A 20,483-nucleotide genomic window follows, 5' to 3' on the forward strand; every position below is an offset into this window, starting at 1 on the left:
TTGCACAAGATCTAAGAGGAGTGAGTGGGATATGTGGATACTGGAAGCCAAAAAAATTCATAAAGTCTATGGCAATAAACTGAATAAACAGGAAGTGCTGAAGGGGATTGATCTTGGGGTAAGCAAGGGAGAGTTTGTAGGTATTATGGGGCCTTCGGGTTCAGGCAAAACGACACTCCTTAACGTACTTTCCTCCATCGATCGGGTGAGCCAGGGCACGATTGATATTGAGGGCAAGGAATTCACCGGAATGAAGGAGAAACAGCTGGCTGAGTTCCGCAAACATCATCTGGGCTTTATTTTTCAGGAATATAATCTGCTGGATACGCTGACGGTAAAGGAAAATGTATTATTGCCGCTCTCGATCACCAGCATTCCAAAGCAGGAGGCGCACTGGAAGTTTGAACAGATCGCCCGTGAACTGGGAATCTACGAATTGAAAGACAAGTATCCATCTGAGATTTCAGGGGGTCAGAAGCAGCGGACTTCGGCAGCAAGGGCATTTGTCCACGAGCCAAGTATCATTTTTGCGGATGAGCCGACAGGAGCGTTGGATTCCAAGTCCGCTTCGGATCTGCTCGGCAAGTTAAGTGATATGAACAGCGCACGAAAGGCGACTATTATTATGGTTACCCATGATCCGGTTGCCGCAAGTTATTGCAGCAGAGTGATCTTTATTCGAGACGGTCAGATCTACACCCAGTTGAATAAAGGAGACGAGTCACGGCAATCGTTCTTCAACGATATTATCAAAACCCAGGGCGTATTGGGTGGTGTGCAGCAATGAGCTTGAATTATATTATCTTCCGTAATCTCAGGAAAAATCTGAAGAATTATTATCTCTATGTTTTTGCGCTTGTGTTCAGTGTGGCCTTATATTTTTCCTTTGTGACGTTACAGTATGATCCTTCCATGGATGAGGTAGCTGCTTCAACGAAAGGTGCGGCGGCTATAGGCGCATCTTCGGTACTGTTAATCGTCATTGTCGGTATCTTTTTGCTCTATGCCAATACGATCTTTATCAAGCGGCGTAGCAAAGAAATTGGATTATTTCAATTGATCGGACTGACGAAAGGCAGAATTTTTGGTATTTTGAGTGCGGAGAACAGTATTCTCTATTTTGGCTCCATGGCCATCGGTGTGTTGATTGGGTTCCTTGCGTCCAAGCTGGTATTGATGATATTGTTCAAAATTCTCAGTGTGGACGCGATTACGAAACTGTACTTCTCTCCGATGGCACTGATGCAAACGGTGATTGTCTTTACGATAATGTATTTGCTTATCATGCTGATGAACTACATTTTTATCAAGAGACAGAGCATTCTCTCACTCTTTCGGGTGTCTGCCACTTCGGAGCAGCAGGTGCAGAAGATGTCTGTCGGACAGATGATTGTTGGCGTCTTGGGCATTGCTCTGATTGTGTATGGATACTTCATGTCTGCACGGCTGTTTAGCGGTGAGGCAATGGATATGCAGCAGTTGATGTATACAATGATCCTGATTCTCTTCTCGGTCATACTGGGCACATACTTGTTCTATAAGGGTTCGGTAAGTTTTATTTTTAATCTGATTCGCAAAAGCAAAAACGGCTACCTTACCATTCATGAGGTGTTGTCTTTATCTTCAATCATGTTCCGCATGAAATCTAATGCCTTGCTGCTCACGATTATTACAACCGTGTCGGCGCTTGCTATTGGCATGCTGTCACTCAGTTACATTTCGTATTATTCGGCAGAGGTGCAGGCGAAGGAAAGCTTGCCGGAGGATTTCTCTTTTGCTCAGGCGGATGTGAAAAATCGCTTTGTGACGGAGTTGGAACACAAACAGATTCCATATGAAGAGAAGCACAGACAGCCCATTTACATTGAAATTGATGCTCATAAAGTGATGGATGCGTCCATGACGGAACAGTACCTGTTCAGTAGTGTGCTGAGTGACAACATGGTAGATAACATTGATTTACAAGCGGGTGAAGTGGTCTTCATGGGATATGGGAATGCCATTCAGCAGTTAATTTTCATTAAGGAGAAAGGTCCAATCGTCTTGCAGGGGTTGAAACATAGGCTGGCACAACAACTGATCGGAACAACCAAACGTGGAGTCCTTCCCGCGTATTATTCTCGGGGCACGCCTGTGGCTGTAGTAGATGAAACGGTATACCAGCAACTGCGGCAGGATATCGATCCCGAGCTGCAAAAATCCGAGTGGGCTGACTACTATGGTGTACGTATTCTAAACGAGGGGCAGGCTGAAGAGGCATATACCGTATATAAGGAGCTGCAGTTGGAAGCACCGAGCTTCTCCCAGATTGAGTTCAGAAATAACCAACGTAACAATATGGGCTTGATTATGTTCATTGTTGGTTTCCTTGGTTTAACGTTCTTGATTACATCGGGATGTATCCTGTACTTTAAACAAATGAATGAGAGTGAAGAGGAGAAGGGTAATTATACCACTCTTCGTAAACTTGGATTTACACAAAGCAATCTGTTGCGCGGAATTCAGATCAAGCAGTTGTTTAACTTTGGTATTCCGCTTGTGGTGGGATTGAGTCATAGTTACTTTGCCGTGAAATCAGGTTGGTTTTTCTTTGGTACGGAGCTGGCGACACCTACGGTCATTGTCATGATAGTCTATACATTGTTATATTCGATTTTTGGTCTGTTGTCTGTGTGGTACTATAAACGGGTGATTAAGGAAGCTTTATAGAATTGGGTCGAAATGATGATAGAGTCCATGCTTCTGATTGATGTAAAACGGTGAAACGAGGGGAGTGGAGTAGCGTGCCTGGAATCTTATATGCCTCGAAGAAAGAATTAAGTGAGACGATTCGACGCACCTATGTATTGTTTGAGGGTGAATTCACTGACATCCATGACAGTGATAAAGATAAGTGGGTTGAAGGTGTAGATAAGACTCCTGCCCAGATGATCGCCTACCAGTTAGGATGGATGAACATGGTGAGGGACTGGGAGCGCAATGAACAGTTGGGACTTGAAAGTCATATGCCGGCACCAGGATATAAATGGAACCAATTAGGGTCGTTAAATGAATCATTTTACGAAAAATATTCAAGTTATACGCTGGAGGAGCTGCGCTCTTTGTTCCGGGAGACAGAACAACAATGGCAGAATTGGATTGACTCACTGAGTGAGGAGGAATTATTTGTGCAAGGGATGAGACAGTGGACGGGTACCAAACCCGGATGGGCTATGGTGAAGTGGATCCAGATTAATTCGGTAGCCCCTTTTAAATCTTTTCGTACCCGAATTCGTAAATGGAAAAAAGGTCAGTTAGCCAAAATGGATGAGAGGAGTGGAGATATCTAATGAACCTGGCAAATAAAATCACGTTGGCTAGAATCGCGTTGATTCCATTGTTTATGATCTGTTTTATCAATCAGCAAAGCGTGATGATTGCACTAATTATATTTGCGGTAGCGGCAGGTACGGATAAATTAGATGGATATGTGGCAAGAAAATATAATCAGATCACGAATCTGGGAAAGTTGCTTGATCCACTGGCGGATAAACTGTTGATTGCGGTAGCGCTGGTCATGATGGTTCAGGAGAATATGATCAGTTCATGGATTGCTGTAATCATTATAGGACGTGAAATTGTAATTACTGCATTGCGAATGGTAGCAACAGAGCAGGGCATTGCTCTTGCAGCGGATCGATATGGAAAAATCAAAATGGTGCTTCAGGTGGCAGCGATCATGGCCATTTTGTTGAACAATGTTCCGTTTAGTTTGCTGACTGAGGTGCGAGTTGATGTGATTTTATTGTGGCTGGCAGCAGGAGTTACGCTGTTATCGGGATTGAATTATATTCTAGTAAACTATAAGTTGCTACAGACAGGAAGATAGAAAGCGTCGATTGGATCATGGCTTCACAGTGCGAATGGTACCCTGCAATCAATTCAACGTGCAGGGTTTGTTTGTCGTTTGTTTCTGTTCAAAAATATGTGGGGCATAGTCATGGTTCCTTGTATACTTAGAGTATCTGAATGTACATATAATGAATCGGAAAAAAGTGCACCATGGTGCTGATTCGGGAGGATCTCATGCAACAGGAACATACCGCTGGTCTCCACGGGGACTGGCTTCAATTTATGATTTTATCAACCAAACTGGAACTTCCGCCCTTACCAGCAGATACAATGGACCGTCCACGGCTAAGTTTGCAACGCAAAGAATTGTTCCAATCCAAAGTCACTTTGTTGACTGCCCCGGCGGGTTCAGGAAAATCAACACTGTTGGGCAGCTGGGTGAGAAGTGAAGCTGTTCAAGCAGCCTGTGTCTGCCTGGATGATAAAGATCAGGACCCGCTTCCGTTTTGGCTCTACATTATTCATGCACTGAATCGAGTGATTAAGGAACTCTGCGGTGATGTACTGCCACATTTTTTGCAACGGTACCCGATAGACCCCAGGTCAGCATTGATATTATTGTTGAACCGTGTTGCCCAGACCAATCAACATACGCTGCTTATTCTGGATGACTATCACGCAGTAACCCAGCCGGAGATTCATGAACAGATGCAATACTTTATTGAAAATCTCCCCCTATCCATTCATCTAGTCCTGTCTAGTCGAACATATCCTCCATTCAAGCTTGAAAAGCTGCGTCTGAGAGGTGAATTGAAGCAATTTACGCTTCTGGAACTGGCATTTACGCCAGAAGAGGGCATTGAATTTTGCCAACAGATTATGCAATTGGATATTGCCGGGGGAGATGCGCGTGGTTGGGTACAGCAGACGGAGGGGTGGGCTGCCGGATTGAAGCTGCTTGCTTTATCTCACGCATGGGGTGGAAACGCGTTGGTCAGCCCTATGAATTCGGTATCGTCACCTCTCTCGCGTGAAGATCATGGACCTACTGGCGAGAGGACGATTTCAGATTACCTGCTTGAAGAGGTATTCCAGCGTCAGTCACCGGAAATGCAGCAATTTCTGCTCCGGACAGCGATCACGAGAAGAATGAACAGCAGTTTATGTCAGGTATTAAGTGATATGCAGGAAGCTCCACAATTGTTAATGCAACTGGAGAAGGAACATCTTTTTCTTGTTCCACTTGATCGGGAAGCGCACTGGTATCGTTATCATCATTTGTTCTCTGCATTTCTAAAGCGTGAACTGGATCGTCGTGGTACTGAACAAGTAAATGAATTACATGCTCTTGCTGCACTTTGGTATGAACAACGGGGATACCCGGCAGAAGCGTTGGATCATTATATTCTCGGTCAGCACATGCAGGATGCAGCGAGACTGCTGGAAGAGTTGTTTGCCCATTTTATTATGGGAGAGTGGTGGACGCTCCGGCGATACTTTGATGTTGTGCCACTGGAGATCGTGAAATCACGTCCCAAATTATATATGTCCTACCTGTTCCTTGTTGCACGTGAAATGCCTTATGGACAGATGGTGAAGCAGCTTGATGAACTGGAACAAGTGATCCGGGTGCATCTTCAAGGGCGGCTGGAACCTGAGATCATCGGTTATTTGTTGCAAGTTATATGTGTGATGCGAGCATACATGGCCTATTTGAATAGAGATTTAGATGGGCTGGCTCATTATTTGGTGTCCTACATTGATCAGGGCTATCCTGATGATATTGCCTTTCAGTATATGGACTATGATCGGAGAGAGAGTATGCGCCTGCGCAGCTTCCATGGCGTTAATGGCTACTTGAGGCGTGGGGAAGCTTGCTTCGGAGCGATTACGGAACGTTGGTATGCTGAACATGCCTATGTAACGTCCTACTATGGTGTTGGATATGGTGAGATTTTAATGGAGCAAAATCAAATTGCAGAAGCGGTCAGATATGCGGACCGAGCGCTTGAAGTGGCTTTGCAGATCAAGGTGGCTGCGTTGCTTGTTCCAGCTTATGTACTCAAAGCCAGACTTGAACTTACACTGGGTCGACCTGAAGAAGGCTTGAAACTGCTTCAGCAGGTCTCAGGATTATTATCTGTGAAGGATATGGAGTACTGGCAGCCAGCACTGGAAGCACATCAATACCGAATTTTAATTGAAATGAGTCCGGTGGCATCGGCCCAAACCATTCTGGCTAAGTCTGCAAACGAAGGAGATGTGGCTGCTGAGATCAGCTGTGATCAGATTTTCCATTCCATGATTCGCATACGTGCGATGATCGTACTTGAACAGTACGATCATGCACGAGAGGAACTGAGACGAATCCGTAAAAAGGCTGAAGAACGGGACTGGCTCACTGAACAGGTAGAGTGTGCTCTGCTAGAGTCAATCATGCTGCACAAGCAGGGATTCACAGATGCCGGTGTTGTAGCGTTATCCCGTGCTCTGGTGCTGGGAGGACCCGAAGGATATATTCGTTCATTTGTTGCTGAAGGTGAACAGATGAAACAGTTGCTGCAGGACTATCTCTATCTGCGTCGTACAAAGGCGATACATGATGATGGTGTGAAAATGGCTTATGTGAAGCAGCTATTATCTGCTTTTGCAAGAAACAAACGATTGAGAGGCCTCTCATCTGCAGGAGAGGCCGAGCTGGATACAAAGGAAGTGGGACTCAGCCCGATGGAGCAAAAAATATTTGGTCACATCGCTGAGGGCCTGACCAGCAAACAGATTGCTGCCGAGTTTGGCATCTCACCCGGAACTGTTAATACACACATTCGCCGAGTGTTTGCAAAGCTGGGTGCGAGCAGTCGTACTCATGCTGTACAAATCGCGGAGCAGCGGGGATTGTTATGATTTTGTGAAACAGTGTCTACTCTTTTGTAGACTGTTTTCAAGCAAAGGTCTCTCCTACAATGAAGATAATTAAATAACTCTGACGAGTCTTTGCTGACACCAGGGTTTATGTTCATGTGGGAGGTAGCGTTAAAAAATGTCAACACAAGAATCCAAACGAAAAGTTCATAAGGAAAACAAGATCCGTAAGGTCTGGCCTTATTTGGCAGCCCTTCTGTCTTTATCCGTCATTTCTGTTCCCGGGACAATGCATGCAGCGACCGATGCAGTAGACATTCGTGACTTGCAGCAGGCAGCACCTTGGGCCAAGCAAGCCATTGAAAGGGCTGCCGAACAACAGATGATTCTGGCGGATGAAGCAGGGAATTTCAACCCGAGCGCAACGTTAACAAGAGGGGACCTTGCGTATACACTGGCTCAACTATTGGAATTGAACGTGCTGTCGTCAGTCCAGCTTCCAAATCAGTTATTCAGGGATCTGGATCGTAACGCTGAGAATGGTTCCTATATTCGTGCACTTCAATTGGCTGGAATTATGAATGGTTATCCGGATGGTACGTTTCGTCCTGCTGGTCTGGTAACAAGGGAAGAGCTGGCAACAACGATTATTCGGGCTCTGAAGGCTAAAGGATATGATGAAACATTAAATTTGGCCAAAGAGTTGTCATTTAAGGATACTTCCGAAATTAGTGCCTGGGCTTTGCCAAGTGTACAACAGGCTGTTGAGTTGGGAATCTTGAAAGGGGACAATGGAAACTTTGCGCCGAAGCGTTCTACTTCCAGACAGGAAATGGCCGTGATTGCATTACGCGCAACTGAAGTCATTCAAGCTCTTGATGAAGCTGCGAGTCAAGAGGGCGCCAATTCGGAATCCAAACCTGATGAGCCAGGAAAGGTAACCGAGGTACAGGGTACAACTTCAGGCGGCAATAACGCAGGGAACGGTACAGAAAACGCAAACGGTAATTCCGGGGCGGCACCAGGGAATGGAAATGGAAGCACCGGTGGTGGAGGTGGATCTGCGCCAACTACTCCGACGAATCCTTCCACTCCGTCCAATCCAGGTACGGGGAACAGGGTGCCACTGGTTATTAGTGGCGGTTTGCCTGATCAGGAACTTACACTAGATCATGCCGCATTGGACTTGAACGTCTCGACGTATTTTAGTGATCCAGATGGTGATGAATTGCAATTCAGTGTCATAACCGGAGATGCAGCCCTTGTTTCCTCTACTGTCGTAGAAAAAGTGATTCGACTTGTTCCACAGGCTGCTGGAGAAACAATGCTAACGATCAAAGCAGTTGACGTCCAGGGCGCAAGTGTTACGGCACAACTCAAGGTTAAGGTACAGGCCAATACGATAAGTCGCCAATTCCCTGATCCACATTTGGCTGGAGCTATTGCTTATTGGTTGCAAAAGGATATGGATGATCCACTGACCAAAGATGAATTGGTGGAAGCACTCATTCAGACCAATGGAGGGTTGTATGCGAGAAATGCGGGTATTTCCGATCTGACAGGAGTCGAGATATTCAAAGGATTGAATGTAACCGAAATCGACCTTTCCGGAAACGCCATAAGCAAAGCGGATGCCTCTGGATTCGATCACTTGAATTGGCTTGATTTATCCGGTAACGAACTGACGCAGATTAATGTTACAGGATTGAATCAGCTGGAGTATCTGAAACTCGCGAATAATCGACTTGCTTTATTGGATGTGAGCGGACTAGATTCCTTACAAGAACTGGATCTGAACAGTAATGAGCTTGTTCATTTACCCGTTGGAATTGCTGAATTGTCTGATCTGCAATACTTGGATGTGAGTAACAATTCCATATCCCTGAGAGAAGAGCCTGACTTCGCACTGCATCACACGTTGCTGCAACGTTTAGACAGGTATGACTTCGATGATGCTTCTCCTGTATTGATAGAGGCACCTGCGGGTAATACCGCTTATGTTTATGGAGATGAGGTTGAGATTGACCTGTCCTTTATGTTTGAAGATGAAGATGACGTTAGATCAACTCTCACACTACAGGCTGACTCTCCTGATCCTCAATTGGCAGATGTCAGAATGGATGGACAGAAACTATACGTTACTGCACTGGGGACGAGTAGTGAGCCTATTCGGATTGAGGTGAAGGTTACGGACCCTCTGGGCAAAGTTGGTGTAGGTCACGTGTACGTTGATTTGAGAGAAATAGAGTAGCGCATTTTAAAACAGCATATGTGGACTAATGCAAGTTACATCAACGTGCCTTCCGCTATGGAAGGTGCGTTGTTTTTATTTTGTATGGGAAAATATTATGTTAAAATATGCAAGAAATGAATGAGGCTGTGAGTAATGACGATAGGGGGAGAAGAGGATGTCCGAAATAAATATCAATCCAAGTACTTCAGAGGATTCAGAGTATGTTCGCGAGCAACTTATCGCATTTAATGCTGCACATGTGAGCGAGGAATTAAGGCATCGTTACGAAGAATTGAATTTCAATATCAAAAATGAGACCGGCGAGATTGTTGCAGGTGTGCTTAGTACACTTTGCTGGAACTGGCTGGAGGTTGAGATTCTGTGGGTGGATTCTGAACAACGGCATCGAGGATATGGTTCACAGTTGTTGCTTGAAGTTGAGCGAATTGCGCGAGAGAAATCTTGTGATTTTGTCATGTTGAACACCTTCTCCTATCAAGCACCGGAATTTTACAAGAAACATGGCTACCAATTGATCACAACGATCGAGAATGCACCGACCGGACACAGTCATTATTATTTTAAGAAGGACCTCACGTAAGAGAACATACGCGAAATTGGATAAAATCAGGAGGGTTATGATGGTTACCATTAAAGGAATCGAACTTGAAGATTTACCAGCACTAAGCCAGCTATACAATGAGTTGATGGGAATGCCTACCAATGAACAGCAGATGAAAAAGATGTTTCATTACATACAGCAGAATGGTCATTATCATGTGCTTGGGGCATTTTACAATGGCAAACTGGTTGGATCTGTTATGGGGGTTGAGTGTATGGATCTGGTGGGTCCATGCAAACCGTTCATGGTTGTGGAGAATGTGATTGTGTCGGATCAGGTACGCAGGCAGGGCATTGGGCAGAGGTTAATGCTCCAGATTGAGCGGATTGCCAAAGATATGGGTTGTGGTTACATGATTCTGGTGTCTGGCGATCAGCGTAAGGAAGCACATATATTTTATGAGAAGTTAGGTTTCAAGGATGAGAAGGTTCAGGGTTACCGGAAGCATCTTTAACTAAAGACGCATAAAAGAGAGAGGCAGTGGCTCTCTCTCTTTGTGATCTTACTTTACAATTACTCTTTCGAGTTAGACGAGTTGAATCTCATATATTGAGGTGGATGAACATTGTCGATCACGAGAATACCATCAAACTGCTCTTTTGGAACAAAGCTCTCTGGATATATGCCCCAGCTATAAGCAAATCGAGGTTCGAACATCCAGGCGTTCCCTGCCTCTCTTTTTTGATAACGAAGATCAAGGAAACTGTAGGGTGTATTTGTCGCAGACATGATAGCTTCAATTGAACCAGGCAACGCTGGTTCGACATTGTGAACTTCGCCTGCATTATCCGCTGTTTGTCCACTTGAAGCATATAACCCCAGAACATAGCTGATTTCTCTCAATTCCTCAGGGAAGATCTCTCCCATTAGTGGAACTGGATATGAAGAATCCATCACTTTACTGTTTGCTTTACGTATATGATCGTTATGACCCCACACAATGAACTTTTCGTTCGGATATACTTCCGTAGCTAACCAGATCAGATTGTCATTCATGGCTTTATCCCGCCAAACAAGGGAGTCCAGAAATGCATCCATCTTCCCTTCCTCCAATTCAATCAAGGAACGGATAGAAATTTCAATATACTCCTGAGCCAAACGAATTCGATCTTCGAGGCTTCGTTCCAGCAACTTGGATAGTTCCGGATGATTGGGATATTCTTGTTGCAGATAGGTTTGGTTCTCTTTCGATTGCAGTGATTTTAGAATATTTTTGTACGTTTGAATCATTTCCTGTTTCTTTGCACGGTAGGATTGAAGGTCAGCCCCGATATAAAACTCGGACAATTGTTTTTCTGTTTGTGCTAGTTGTTTGGCGAGTTTCTGATCTTTCAGCCAGTGACCATCAAGTAGGGGGGATTGCAGTTGCATGTCAAAACCCGTCAGAATTAATGGCTGTTCCGTTTGAGCACTAGTTTTGAGATAATCAAACAAGGTTAAAATTTCTTTGGACCACCAGACGCCGAAAATGGAGCTTTGCATTGTTTGCTCTGCGCTTTTTTGATTTATTATGGCGTTAGATAGTGATGTATTAGAGAGACCGCTCTCAAAGGCGAGCACATTGTAGCCCATCTCTTTATGTAGAAACTGAATTAATCGGGTTTTAGCTAAGTTGAATTCTGCTACTCCGTGGGAACTTTCACCCAGAAATACGATTCGTTTATCCTTGAGCAGTGGTTTTAACATATCCAAGTCTGTAAAGCTATTACTCTCAATATCTTCATGAACAGGTGTAATACTCTTGATCCGGTAAGCATGTTCTCTGGCCCATTGTTTCCACAGTTCAATCTTTTCATCTGATGTTCTTGCTGTCTGTACTTCAGTCACATGACCCTGTATGGTCTCGATGGAAGATTGGGCATGGGCTTGCCCTGTGGGAAACAACGTTGCAGTAGCCAAAATAACTGTGGTTAATGTAAGAGCGGCAACTCTTTTCCTTTTTCTGAAATGATACAAATAAATACCTCCTTTAATAGTGAATAAAATGAAAATGATTGAGATAAAGGCTATATATGGATTTAATTACACTATATTTAATGTTAGTACTAATGTTGTATTTTTGCAAATGTTGGGACTTATCTAGTGAATTTAGGATGATGGGAGCAGGCCATATATATATGGAATTTGCTCTCTGTAGCTGGCCTATACTCCCCCTATACGGATTTCGTGTCTCAGAGTCAGAGTTCTGATAGAATGGATTAAATTAAACGAGTTAAGAAGAGTACATAGGAGGTTAACACAATCATGCGGATCATAGATAACATTAAAGTCTGGGGGGAACCGCTGGAGAATGCCGTAAGTCAGGCGGTGACTTGCTCGCAATATGGAGATGTATTGGGTGTGGCTCTGATGGCTGACCATCACAAAGGTTACTCGCAACCCATCGGTGGTGTTGTCGCTTATCGGAATATGATCAGTCCGTCAGGTGTCGGATATGATATTGCCTGTGGTAACAAGGCTGTGCGCACCAATCTGATGTGGGATGATATTCGGGATCAGATTGGTACGATTATGGATGACATCAATTCGACCATATCTTTCGGCGTGGGTCGTAACAATCCAACACCCGTGGATCATGAACTGTTCGACGACACGAGCTGGAAGCTGTTTGATACCATCGAACCAGGATTACAGCATAAGCTGAAGACGCTCGCACGCAACCAACTTGGAACCGTAGGCAGTGGCAATCATTTCGTGGATATTTTTGTAGAAGAGGCCACGGGAAAGGTGTGGATCGCGAATCATTTTGGCAGCCGCGGGTTCGGTCACAAAGTGGCGAGTGGGTTCCTTAACCTTGCCGCAGGGCGTCAGTTCAGTGGCAAAGCGCCGGGTGAATCCATGGATCAGCCACCTACATTGTTTAACCTGAACAGCGAAATGGGTGATATGTATTGGGATGGAATGACTCTGGCGGGCAGATACGCCTATGCAGGACGTGATTATGTCATTGAACAGGTGCTTGGAATTCTCGGGGCAAATGCTGAATACACCGTACATAACCATCACAACTTTGCCTGGAAAGAACAGCATATGGGTGAAGAGGTCGTCGTGGTTCGCAAAGGTGCAACGCCACTGGCACCTGAGCAGCTCGGTTTTGTCGGAGGCAGTATGGGTGATATCTCGGTGATTGTGGAGGGGATCCACAGCGAAGAAAATACCGAGTCATTCCGCAGCACCGTACATGGAGCAGGGCGCACGATGAGTCGAACCCAGGCGGCTGGCAAAATGAATTACAAGCTGCGCACACGCATGGGTGGCGAGATTAGCGAAGCCCAGATGCATGAGGCGATTCGTGCCTATGGTGTCGAGCTGCGAGGAGCGGGCACAGACGAAAGTCCGTTTGTGTACAAGAAACTACAGGATGTACTGAACGCACATGCCAATACGTTGAAAATCAACCATGTACTGCGTCCCGTTGGTGTCGCCATGGCCGGAGGTAATGAATTCGATCCGTATAAGGATTAGTCATATATGTTCAACTGAACATTTACACGATAACGGAGAGGGTGAACTTCATGAGGAATTGTGCGATATATAGCTCTCAGTTTGACCTGGATCAGCTGTTTGAATGGATTCAATCCATTTATCCTGAGGGTACGATTAAACGCCGGGAAGACAAGACTCATATTCAAGTGACTCAGAAAAAATGGCTCAGTAAGAAAACCAAAGGCTTTAATATCATGACCAGCCAGACACATCCTGAGGAATTTACGACCATGATTCAGGGGATGCTTGGGTTTTTGAGTCAGATTGAGGGGCACAATGCTTCGCTCCAGGAAAAGGTACTGATCAAATGTTCCACACTGAACATGGTGGTTGGTATTGAGACAGAAGAGGATATCTCAGAAGAATTCTTCGGCGAGTTATTACAACTGGCTGATGCTCTGGATGCTGTGATCTTCTGGGGAGGTGGATCTCTGCTGAATGCACAAGGCCAGTTATTGCTGGATGTGAATGGAGAGTCAGAGGTAGAGGGCTACACGGTGACAGCGCACACCAGTTTCCTGGACGATGCTAGAACCCAGACGGAGTCTGCAATCCAACGTAAAGTGCGTTCAGAGCAACGGTTGACTGAACAAGGCATTCCTTATAATGCGAACTTGCCTGCAAGGGCCGGAGAAGAGCACACCACAATCCGGAGTAAAGAGGAAGTCGCTCGCCGTGCGGTGGCCCTGTGTCTTGCCGCGCTTAAGGGAGAGTGTCTGGGAGCAGGCGAAAGCGCGGACGATACCGCAGCTCTGGTTCAGGAAGTGATCGACAAGTATGAGGCTGAATCCTTTTTCTCACCCATAGAGAAGAGGTTTATCGACCAGCACGGAGCAGAGCAGCAGGAGATCATCTCCTTCTCTTGGGGATATGAAGCGTACCACGTCATGTTGTGGGCGCTAGGTTATGTGGAGGAATTGGGTGCACCAACGGAGTTGTGTAACGTTGGGAAGGATGTCGGTTATTTGCAACAGAAGGACAGCTTTGCCGACTTTCTCTCCGATGCATCTCTGCGCAGCAAGAGCGAGATTCTGGATGAAGCAGATCTGATCTACCGTTACAACTGGGTGTGTGTGGATAGCCGTGTGAATGACAGAACACCTCCTGCAGGACTGAATGGTGGAGTGGCTTATGAACGTCACCGTGCATTGAACTGGATGATCTGTTATCTGGATCAGGCGTGGGATGATGTGCGTACAGATACGTAGAACGGGATGATGTAACGGCCCTAATGTAATAAACAATAAACATTACACACATACAACAAATGCAAATACCCCTATAGCCGCTCAAATACGGTTAAAGGGGTGTTTGGCGTGTGGTTCTGTGTGGACATAAGCTTAACTCCATATATGCTTCAATATGTATATCCACACACATTAACGATCATATATTCTGCTTTTATCCACTATGCCTGCCGAACTGTTCACGAATAATGACATCAGCAAGAATCAACTTTTTCTCGACGTTGCTCTCCGGATTCGCAATGCGCCATAACATCTGATCCACTGCACGCGCACCGAGCAACTCCTTGTTCACATTAACTGTAGCCAGTAATGGGATATTGTCGTATAGATTATCAAATCCCGTGACAACACACTGATCGGGTACACGAATACGCATACTCTCAAGGGCTTCTATAGTGTATAGCCCATAGAAATCGTTCGCACATACAAACACTTCAGGCAGGTTATCCTCACTGATCACCGAAGTGAATGTCTGGCGGAACTCATCCAGTGCCTGATTACTCAGCTCGGGAATCTGATGTATTTCCATCCCATGACCCATAAGCACAGAAGTGTATGCAATCCAGCGTTCATAGAAGCTATGAGCATCCCCGATATTGCCAACGAACTGGAATGTTTTGAAGCCCTTGCGGAGCAAATAGAGCATGATCTCCCGCATGGATGCAAAGTTATCAGTGAATATGCTGTCACTGTGAAAAACAGGGTCCAGATGATCCACCATCACAACCGGAATACTGAGACGCTTGATTTCAAGCAGAATCGGGGTCGAGATCGAGCCAACGGTAATGATTCCACGAATGGCATCCGGGTTGAGAAGGGTGAATAGCTGGTCTGCGGATGGTTCCGTCAAGGTTAGAATGTTAATGCCTTTTTGGTTCAACTTGGAAGAAATCCCGTTAAAGACGGGTCCCCAGTATACGGAGTCCTGATTTTGGTACCGAACATTGGGAAATAAAATCAAGATCGTTCCGCTTGAACGTGTGTTCTTCGGTTCCTGAAGTTCATGGCTGTTATACAGTTCACCAGACAACATGCTGTTATCTTTGAAATATCCAAGTTTGCCAGCGGCCTTGAGAATGACATCCCTCGTTTGATCGCTAACTCCCGATTTTCCAGACAAAGCTCGTGATACCGCGAATTTCGACAAACCCGTAAAATGTGCAATCTCCTGAATTGTTACCTTTGTCTTCATCATACCATCCTTACACTCGTAGTTCTGCCGTATTCCTTATTTGGAGCGATATCCAACTGTTCCTAGTATAACATGATGTATTTCTCTTAATCTAATAACGGACAGAGAATTCAAAATGTTAGTGATGCACAGTATTTTAGGATGAATGTTCAACGTGACGGTAAGCATATTTTCAGATAGAATGACGAATTTTGTCTGTTGAATTATTATTTTGTTATTCTATAAAAATAACAAAATAAACAAAGTTAGAATCATGGTTTAATAAGTTTGTACTTAGAGTCCTGGATATTGAATAAGCTGTAATACAGGAATATTAGAGGTTAATCAGCATTTTATCAGAATAATTAGAAAATGTTAACAACAAAAATGTTGACGCTTACATTTTGCTGTGTTAAATTTTGTTTGTCAAAAACAAACAAGAAAATAACAAATGGTGGTGGTTGTTTATTTTCGATTGGTTGATGAGCGGGGTTAACGATTTAGGGTGAAGCATGATTGGTATACACATTCGGGGAGGTTGTTAAAATCATGATGAGAAGATGGAATGTTCTACCTCTGATGTTATTGGCTGTGATGCTTTTTGTATCCGCTTGCAGTGGTGGGGGGACAACGCCGACGGGGACAGACGCAGAGGGAACAACGAACTCAGGCAACAGCACCGAAATCGCTGAAACAGACAAAGAGGACGCAGCGGAAGAAGTTGTGGCGAATGTGCCTGATCTGGGTGGACGTGTCATCAAGGTTGCGGCTTGGTGGGATCTGAAACCGGCAGGAGAGACGGCCTCGGATAAGGCCAGACTCGATAAAATTGCAGAGGTGGAGAAGAAATACAACGTAAAACTGGAGTTCGTCAATGTACCTTTCGAAGAATACATGAACAAATTCACCACGTCTGCGCTGGCCGGCGAACCATTCGCTGATATCGTTCAGATGGAATACAAATCCGCACTACCCGCTATCCTCAAAGGGCAGCTATTGCCCATCTCCGAATTCACTACACCTGAGAACAACATCAACCAAGAGGCTAACCTGATTACCAAATTCCCTGCCATTGCAGGCAATGAATACGCCTTCGAATCTCCAACCAGCATCGGTCTGGGACTTCACTATAACCGTGACTTGTTCAAAAAATTATCTCTGCCTGATCCTCAAGAACTTTATAACCAAGGTAAATGGGACTGGGATAAATTCATGGAACTTGCCAAACAGGCAACCAAAGATACCAATAACGACGGCAAAACTGACGTATTCGGATTTTCTGGCTGGGCGCTTGATGTCGTTCGTCATTTTACCGCGGCCAATGGTGGAACGATCGTGGATGATGCCAATAGCAAGGAAGGATTATCCGATCCGAAAACGATTGAAGCAACCGAATTCGTTAAACGGTTGTATAACGTGGAGAATGTCGTGAAGGTCAAAACCGGCGACAAAACCAACTGGGAGGAAAGCAATACGTTCAAGGATGGAGACGTAGCTCTGTTCACTGCTGCTGAATGGCAATTGGGCGATCTCACCTTTGCTGTCGGCGTTGTACCGATTCCGAATGGGCCACAGGGTAGCAAAGAGGTAACGTATGCAAACAACGCGGCATCGGCGAAGTTCATTCCAAAAGGTGTGGAGGATCCAAAGATCGTCTACCAAATCTATGAAGAGACCTTCGACATCCCACAGATTGAAGAGTATCCAGGTCAAGACTATCTGGAGAGTCGTTATACCGATGAGAAGGATATTGCGATCATTCGCGAGCACATCGCTGGAACAGGCCGTATCTTGTTGGATGATGCCTACACGGGGTACCCTTTTGGGGATTTTGTGAACGATATCATCAAAGACAATGCTTCCGTCACAGCAACGGCTGAGAAATACAAAGCGCAGGCACAAGCTGCCATTGATAAACTGGGCAAACAATAAGAACTTATCACCAGCAAAAGATTCAGGCAGGGGCTCGTGTCGGCAAGGTTGCACAGAGCCCCTTTTCCTGAACCACCAAATCGGCATTGCTGGCATCAGCCTTGATGAGGAGGACTCGGAGGATGGCTGGAATTCTACAACGTAAGACATGGATATGGTCCACAGTGATCATCGTGGCAGCAGCCTGCATCATTCTATATGTAACTTCCGGCGCTGATGGGAAGAGTGCAGACGTTCCACCTGGCAGTCTGCCTGCCATTGAAGTGGATGCGGTCTTGAAGCAGACCCGGCAGAAAAAGGGATACGAACAGTATCGATCCGGAACGGATCAGGCTACACAGCCGAATGTGGACATCACCATTGAAGCAGGAGATTACATAAAAGCCGAAGGTGAAGACGTCCGCAAACTGACTAATTATGAGGGAATGGATGGTGTATCTCTCCATACCGGAGAGACCGGACAAGTCGATTGGACCATTAACGTGCCGGAGACCGGGCTGTATAACCTGTCCGCCACCTATTATCCCGTTGAAGGCAAGAGTTCGGCCATTGAGCGTGCATTGTACATTGATGGTGAACTTCCTTTTGCGGAAGCCGCCTATTTGCAGTTTGACCGGGTGTGGGCCAATGAGAAAGATGTTGTTGAGCAGGACAATCAAGGTAATGACCTACGCCCGAGACAAGTGGAGCAACCACGCTGGATGGAAGAAACGTTTCAGGACTCCGACGGGTACGAACAGAATCCATTCAAGTTTTATTTGGAAAAAGGGGAACACACGCTAACGCTAAAATCATCACGCGAACCCATGGTGATTCGGTCCATTCGTCTTTTCAATGAGAAGACAGCTGTTCCTTACGCGGAAACTGCAGGTGCACAACAGTCGGATTCCTCCGGGCAGCCGAAGGATGTACTTATTCGCATTGAAGGAGAAGCCGCGATTGCCAAATCTTCACCTACGTTATACCCGACCAGCGAAAGGTCAAGTTCTGCTGTATCTCCTTACAGCGCTTCCCAGGTACGCATTAATACGATTGGCGGCTTTAACTGGCGTCTGCCAGGACAATGGATCGAATGGGAAGTGGATGTGCCGGAGAGCGGACTTTATCATATCGGTTTTACCGCACAGCAGAATTTTGTCAAAGGCATCTATTCTACACGCAAGCTCACCATTGATGGTGAAGTCCCGTTTGCAGAGATGGCCCAAGCCCCTTTCCGTTATCAAAGTGATTATCGCATTGATGTCATGGGGGGCAAAGAAGCATACAGATTTCACTTGGAAAAAGGAAAACATGTGCTACGGCTGGAGAACAGCCTCGGTGACTTTGCACCGCTCATCCGCAATGTAGAGGACAGTCTGTACAACTTGAACTCCATGTACCGACGCATTCTGATGATCACAGGTACCAAACCTGATGAATTCCGGGATTATCGGGTGGAGGAGCAGATTCCGAACCTGCTGGAAGTGTTCAGTGGGGAAAGTAACCGACTCAAAGAAGTGGCCGCACAGCTTCGTCTTCTGTCAGGACAGTCCAGCGATCAGGAAGCTCTGATCAAGACAATGGCGCTGCAACTGGACGAGATGATTGACAAGCCAGATACCATTCCAAGACGGCTTGCGGCTTACAAAACCAACACAGGTGGTCTCGGCACATGGGTGCAGCAGGCACGAGAGCAGCCTCTTGAGATTGACGCACTGTACGTCACTTCGATTGACCAAGATATTCCCGGAACAGGCATGGGACCACTCGCAAAACTTGGTCATGAAGCGAAGATATTCTATCATTCGTTCTTCATTGATTATAACCAGATCGGCAATGTAGCTACATCGGAAGATCAGCGTACGGTAACCGTCTGGATTGGTAGCGGACGAGACCAGGCGAATACGATGAAAGCGATGATCGACAAGACCTTCACACCAGACAGTGGCATTAACGTGAATCTGAAGCTGGTGAATATGGGAACCTTGCTGCCAGCGACCTTGTCCGGTGAAGGTCCGGATGTAGCGATGCAGATCGGCAATGATCTGCCGGTGAACTTTGCGATGCGGAACTCGGCTGTAGATCTGACGCAATTCAGTGATTATAGCACTGTAGAACAGGAGTTCAGAGAAAGTGCAATCGTGCCGTATGCCTATGATTCAGGCGTATACGCCCTGCCGGAAACACAAACCTTTAATATGCTGTTTTATCGTAAAGATGTGCTCGAAGAACTCGGACTTGAAGTGCCTCAGAACTGGGAGGATGTGGAGGCTCTACTCGCGATTCTGAGCAAAAATCACATGGAATTCGGTATGCCGGTTGTGACCCAGGCGAATATGCAGGGGGTTAATATTCCGCCGAACTCGCAGTATGCCACGATGCTGCTCCAGAACGGCGGCGCCTTCTATCGGAACGATGACAAGGAATCGGATCTGGATTCCCGGATCGGGATCGAGACGTTCAAGCAGTGGACGGAGTTCTATACCGATTACAAGCTGGAACGGGAATATGATTTTGCCAACCGTTTCCGGACAGGACAGATGCCTATTGGGTTAACGGATTACACCATGTACAACCAGTTGTCCGTATTTGCACCGGAGATTCGAGGCTTATGGGGATTCGTTCCTGTACCGGGAACCGTTCAAGCGGATGGGACTTTGAATCGGGACGTACCGGGTGGAGGCAGCGCAGTCATGATGCTGGAGGGTGCCAAGGATCAGGATGCGGCGTGGGCGTTCATGAAGTGGTGGACCAGTACACCGATTCAGGCGGAATTTGGACGGGAGATGGAAGGGCTGATGGGTGCCGCTGCCCGTTATCCAACGGCCAACATCAAGGCACTGGATTCCCTGCCGTGGCCTGCCGAAGATTACACCAATCTGAAGGCTCAATTCGAAATGGTGAAGGGCATTCCCGAAGTACCCGGTGGTTATTTTACAGGCCGCCATCTCTTTAATGCATTCTACAAAACTGTTGTTGGCCAAGTGGAAGCCAGGGAATCCATCATGGATTACACCCAATATATTCAGGACGAGATTCGAGTGAAACGTAATGAATTTGGTCTTCCGTAAGCAGAGGGAGGGTTAACCGTGCCACAAATATCACTCCGAGACGGACAAA

Annotated in this window: 14 protein-coding genes; 12 read left to right on the forward strand and 2 right to left on the reverse strand. The window is 45.9% G+C overall.

Going from position 1 to position 20,483, the window contains the following annotated elements; translation table 11 throughout:
* The first annotated feature begins 31 nt into the window (after window positions 1–31).
* From MHB85_RS08330 to MHB85_RS08365, 8 genes are all read left to right on the forward strand, one after another.
* The gene (locus MHB85_RS08330; protein WP_105597890.1) at window positions 32–787 is read left to right on the forward strand and encodes an ABC transporter ATP-binding protein; all 756 of its coding nucleotides are present in this window, start codon (window positions 32–34) and stop codon (window positions 785–787) included.
* The gene (locus MHB85_RS08335) at window positions 784–2,709 is read left to right on the forward strand and encodes an FtsX-like permease family protein (RefSeq protein WP_105597891.1); all 1,926 of its coding nucleotides are present in this window, start codon (window positions 784–786) and stop codon (window positions 2,707–2,709) included. The genes MHB85_RS08330 and MHB85_RS08335 overlap by 4 nt, the downstream gene beginning before the upstream one ends.
* A gap of 74 nt (window positions 2,710–2,783) precedes the next feature.
* Window positions 2,784–3,329: a ClbS/DfsB family four-helix bundle protein gene (locus MHB85_RS08340; protein WP_105597892.1), complete on the forward strand. Its 546-nt coding sequence runs from the start codon at window positions 2,784–2,786 to the stop codon at window positions 3,327–3,329.
* Window positions 3,329–3,868, forward strand: coding sequence for a CDP-diacylglycerol--glycerol-3-phosphate 3-phosphatidyltransferase (gene pgsA, locus MHB85_RS08345; protein WP_105597893.1), 540 nt, complete (start codon window positions 3,329–3,331; stop codon window positions 3,866–3,868). The genes MHB85_RS08340 and pgsA overlap by 1 nt, the downstream gene beginning before the upstream one ends.
* Window positions 3,869–4,065: 197 nt before the next feature.
* Window positions 4,066–6,735, forward strand: a complete 2,670-nt coding sequence (locus MHB85_RS08350; RefSeq protein WP_181155326.1) for a LuxR C-terminal-related transcriptional regulator — start codon at window positions 4,066–4,068, stop codon at window positions 6,733–6,735.
* A 136-nt stretch (window positions 6,736–6,871) separates the two neighbouring features.
* Window positions 6,872–8,944 carry an S-layer homology domain-containing protein gene (locus tag MHB85_RS08355; RefSeq protein ID WP_105597895.1) on the forward strand — a complete coding sequence of 691 codons (2,073 nt, stop codon included), beginning with the start codon at window positions 6,872–6,874 and terminating at the stop codon, window positions 8,942–8,944.
* Window positions 8,945–9,101: 157 nt separating this feature from the next.
* Window positions 9,102–9,527 carry a GNAT family N-acetyltransferase gene (locus MHB85_RS08360; protein ID WP_105597896.1) on the forward strand — a complete coding sequence of 142 codons (426 nt, stop codon included), beginning with the start codon at window positions 9,102–9,104 and terminating at the stop codon, window positions 9,525–9,527.
* A gap of 40 nt (window positions 9,528–9,567) precedes the next feature.
* Window positions 9,568–10,002 carry a GNAT family N-acetyltransferase gene (locus tag MHB85_RS08365; RefSeq protein ID WP_076318268.1) on the forward strand — a complete coding sequence of 145 codons (435 nt, stop codon included), beginning with the start codon at window positions 9,568–9,570 and terminating at the stop codon, window positions 10,000–10,002.
* A gap of 59 nt (window positions 10,003–10,061) precedes the next feature.
* Here the strand turns inward: MHB85_RS08365 and MHB85_RS08370 are convergent, their stop codons facing one another.
* Window positions 10,062–11,504 (reverse strand): erythromycin esterase family protein, encoded by a 1,443-nt coding sequence (locus MHB85_RS08370; protein ID WP_341072771.1) that lies wholly within the window; start codon window positions 11,502–11,504, stop codon window positions 10,062–10,064.
* 288 nt (window positions 11,505–11,792) lie between these two features.
* Here MHB85_RS08370 and MHB85_RS08375 point away from each other — a divergent pair, with 288 nt between their 5' ends.
* Complete coding sequence (locus tag MHB85_RS08375; protein ID WP_105597898.1) at window positions 11,793–13,013, forward strand: RtcB family protein; 1,221 nt, start codon at window positions 11,793–11,795, stop codon at window positions 13,011–13,013.
* A 50-nt stretch (window positions 13,014–13,063) separates the two neighbouring features.
* Window positions 13,064–14,242: a DUF4272 domain-containing protein gene (locus MHB85_RS08380; protein WP_105597899.1), complete on the forward strand. Its 1,179-nt coding sequence runs from the start codon at window positions 13,064–13,066 to the stop codon at window positions 14,240–14,242.
* Window positions 14,243–14,435: 193 nt separating this feature from the next.
* Here the strand turns inward: MHB85_RS08380 and MHB85_RS08385 are convergent, their stop codons facing one another.
* Complete coding sequence (locus MHB85_RS08385) at window positions 14,436–15,473, reverse strand: LacI family DNA-binding transcriptional regulator (protein WP_105597900.1); 1,038 nt, start codon at window positions 15,471–15,473, stop codon at window positions 14,436–14,438.
* Window positions 15,474–16,001: 528 nt separating this feature from the next.
* On the opposite strand from MHB85_RS08385, the gene MHB85_RS08390 reads away from it, so the two are divergent.
* Together MHB85_RS08390 and MHB85_RS08395 are read left to right on the forward strand one after the other, a co-directional pair.
* Entirely contained in the window at window positions 16,002–17,384 is a 1,383-nt protein-coding gene (locus tag MHB85_RS08390; protein WP_373419815.1) for an ABC transporter substrate-binding protein, read from the forward strand.
* 122 nt (window positions 17,385–17,506) lie between these two features.
* Entirely contained in the window at window positions 17,507–20,434 is a 2,928-nt protein-coding gene (locus MHB85_RS08395; RefSeq protein ID WP_105597901.1) for an extracellular solute-binding protein, read from the forward strand.
* Window positions 20,435–20,483: the final 49 nt, after the last annotated feature.

Source organism: Paenibacillus sp. FSL K6-4396 (assembly GCF_038002525.1).
Classification (GTDB): Bacteria; Bacillota; Bacilli; order Paenibacillales; family Paenibacillaceae; genus Paenibacillus; species Paenibacillus amylolyticus_B.

Bases quoted from the DNA above. Each gene is read 5' to 3' on its own strand.
- MHB85_RS08330 (WP_105597890.1), top strand. From the start codon at position 32: ATGTGGATACTGGAAGCCAAAAAAATTCATAAAGTCTATGGCAATAAA.
- MHB85_RS08335 (WP_105597891.1), top strand. From the start codon at position 784: ATGAGCTTGAATTATATTATCTTCCGTAATCTCAGGAAAAATCTGAAG.
- pgsA (WP_105597893.1), top strand. From the start codon at position 3,329: ATGAACCTGGCAAATAAAATCACGTTGGCTAGAATCGCGTTGATTCCA.
- MHB85_RS08350 (WP_181155326.1), top strand. From the start codon at position 4,066: ATGCAACAGGAACATACCGCTGGTCTCCACGGGGACTGGCTTCAATTT.
- MHB85_RS08355 (WP_105597895.1), top strand. From the start codon at position 6,872: ATGTCAACACAAGAATCCAAACGAAAAGTTCATAAGGAAAACAAGATC.
- MHB85_RS08360 (WP_105597896.1), top strand. From the start codon at position 9,102: ATGTCCGAAATAAATATCAATCCAAGTACTTCAGAGGATTCAGAGTAT.
- MHB85_RS08365 (WP_076318268.1), top strand. From the start codon at position 9,568: ATGGTTACCATTAAAGGAATCGAACTTGAAGATTTACCAGCACTAAGC.
- MHB85_RS08375 (WP_105597898.1), top strand. From the start codon at position 11,793: ATGCGGATCATAGATAACATTAAAGTCTGGGGGGAACCGCTGGAGAAT.
- MHB85_RS08380 (WP_105597899.1), top strand. From the start codon at position 13,064: ATGAGGAATTGTGCGATATATAGCTCTCAGTTTGACCTGGATCAGCTG.
- MHB85_RS08385 (WP_105597900.1), bottom strand. From the start codon at position 15,473: ATGAAGACAAAGGTAACAATTCAGGAGATTGCACATTTTACGGGTTTG.
- MHB85_RS08390 (WP_373419815.1), top strand. From the start codon at position 16,002: ATGATGAGAAGATGGAATGTTCTACCTCTGATGTTATTGGCTGTGATG.
- MHB85_RS08395 (WP_105597901.1), top strand. From the start codon at position 17,507: ATGGCTGGAATTCTACAACGTAAGACATGGATATGGTCCACAGTGATC.